We start from the raw sequence: 2149 nt of genomic DNA, 5'->3' as shown, positions 1-2149 counted from the left end.
AGATTATGTCTAAACAAATTATTGGAATAGGAACAACAGCAAACGATGGAACAGGCGACCCATTAAGAACAGCATTTACAAAGATAAATGAGAACTTTACAGAAGTATATGAACCTACAGAGTTAAATATAGGTGATGTATCTGGAGGAAATTATGTGAAAATAAATGTAGATGGTGTTAAACTATTTGGTGAAACAACACAATGGGATGATATTAGAGTGCCTGTTATTTCTACAAAAGAAGGAGGAACAAAAAAACCTTCTTTTATTAAACTAAATGATAATGGAGCAGCTTCACAAGGTGTATTCACATACGCATTTGATGAGGCAGTAGAAGAAGAATTATACTTTGCTGTACAATTACCTCACGCTTGGAAATATGGCTCTGATTTAGAACCTCACGTACATTGGATTCCTAATTCAAATGGTGCTGCAGGTACAGATGTTAGTTGGGGTTTAGAATATTCTTGGACTAATGTTGGTGAAGTAATGGGTAATACTACTATTATCTATGGTGATACAAATTTTTTAGCAGAAGATTTAATTGCAAACAAACAATATATTACTAGTTTACCAACTATTGCAGGAGTGGGTAAAACGCTTTCAAGTATGTTAATATGTAGGGTTTTTAGAGATGCTACAAGCACAGGAGGAACTGATGATTATAATGATGATGCTTATTTATTAGAAATAGATTTCCACGCTCAAATAGATACGTTTGGTAGTGATGAAGAATTTACAGATTAAATTATGATAACAGATATAATAGATTTATTACATAAGAATGATTTTTACGGTGCTGGTGAGTTTACAGAAATCGCTAAAGGTAAAAATGAGATTGTGACTAATTGGAAAGGTTTTAAACGTAAAGTGAAAAGGATATGGCATATACGAAAGAAATAACAGTAGTTGTAAATACTAAAAAAGCTGAGAAAGATTTTGGTTCTTTAGGTAATGTTATACAAGAGCAAAAAGATATAACAATAGAATTTGAAAAAGAATTAAGGAGTTTAGAGGCTCAGTTAAAAAATACTTCAAAAGGTAATTTACAAGCTCAAAAATCTTTAAAATCAAACATATCAAATATTAAAGAAGCTTTAAAAGACCAAAAACTAGCCGTTAGAGATTTAAGCAACGAGCAAAGAAAACAAACCAAAGTACAAGATTTAACTGTTGAAAGCGCTACCAGAAACTATGGTGCGATACAATTATTAGACCAAGTGACTGGGGGTATGGCATCGCAAGTTAGAGCCGCTTCTGATGCTACTAAGTTATTTAATTTTAATCTAAAAGCTACAAGAACAGCTTTAATTGCTACTGGTATTGGTGCTTTTGTTGTTGCTTTAGGTTTAATAGTTGCGTATTGGGATGAGATAGTTGAATTTATAGGTGGTGCAAATAAGAAACTACAAGAGCAAATAGACTTAAACAATAAGAATATAACTAACTTAAGTTTTGAATTAAAACTATTAGAATCTAAAGAGAAGATATTAATAGCAGAAGGTAAAAGCACTAAGGAAGTAAAAGAACAAAAAGAAAAGTTATTAAACTTATTAATTTTAGAGAATGATTTATTATTACAAGGTTTACAAACTCAAATATTAAAAGAGCAATCACAAGCTAAAGAGTTAACGTTTGGTGAAAAAGCATTAAATCTTTTAAGATTAGGACAAGGGCAACCTATTAAAATAATATCTGAAATAACAGAAGAAGAAAAAACAAGAATTGATGAGATAACAAAAGCTATTCAAGATGGTAAATTAAAAGCTGATGAATTAAAACTTGCTTTAATAGAATTAAATAAACCAAAAGACAGCGAAAAACCAAAAACACAAGACCAATTATTTGAAGAGTTTTCTAAAAGACAAGATGCAATTAAAAAACAAATTGAAGATGATGCTAAAGAACGTGAACGTATTAATGAGGAAAACTTTAATAAAAACCAAGACTTACAAGCGTACTTAGATGAACGAGAGCAAATTGAAACAGATGCAGAAGATGAAAGAATAAATAGAGACTTTAAAAACAGTCAAGATAGAATAAAATTAGAAGAAAACGTAAAAAATGCTAAAGTAAATATAGCAAATCAAACCTTTTCTTTATTATCTGAAATAGCTGGTAAAGGTTCTAAGGTTGGTAAAGCATTAGCA

Annotated in this window: 3 protein-coding genes; all 3 read left to right on the top strand. The window is 30.3% G+C overall.

The window, feature by feature from the left end:
• Nucleotides 1–746, top strand: a 746-nt coding sequence (locus Q0352_RS13095) for a hypothetical protein (protein ID WP_299528168.1), incomplete at its 5' end; no start/stop codon positions are given.
• Nucleotides 747–749: 3 nt separating this feature from the next.
• Nucleotides 750–902: a hypothetical protein gene (locus tag Q0352_RS13090; protein ID WP_299528166.1), complete on the top strand. Its 153-nt coding sequence runs from the start codon at nucleotides 750–752 to the stop codon at nucleotides 900–902.
• The coding region (locus tag Q0352_RS13085) for a hypothetical protein (RefSeq protein ID WP_299528164.1) at nucleotides 881–2149 on the top strand (1269 nt) is incomplete at its 3' end. The genes Q0352_RS13090 and Q0352_RS13085, both read left to right, overlap by 22 nt.

Origin of the sequence: uncultured Lutibacter sp. (assembly GCF_937891065.1) — a bacterium.
GTDB lineage: Bacteria > Bacteroidota > Bacteroidia > Flavobacteriales > Flavobacteriaceae > Lutibacter.
The sequence above is the reverse complement of the archived record's forward strand: the minus strand, read 5'-3'. Positions and strand labels throughout refer to the sequence as shown.

Bases quoted from the DNA above. Each gene is read 5' to 3' on its own strand.
- Q0352_RS13090 (WP_299528166.1), top strand. From the start codon at position 750: ATGATAACAGATATAATAGATTTATTACATAAGAATGATTTTTACGGT.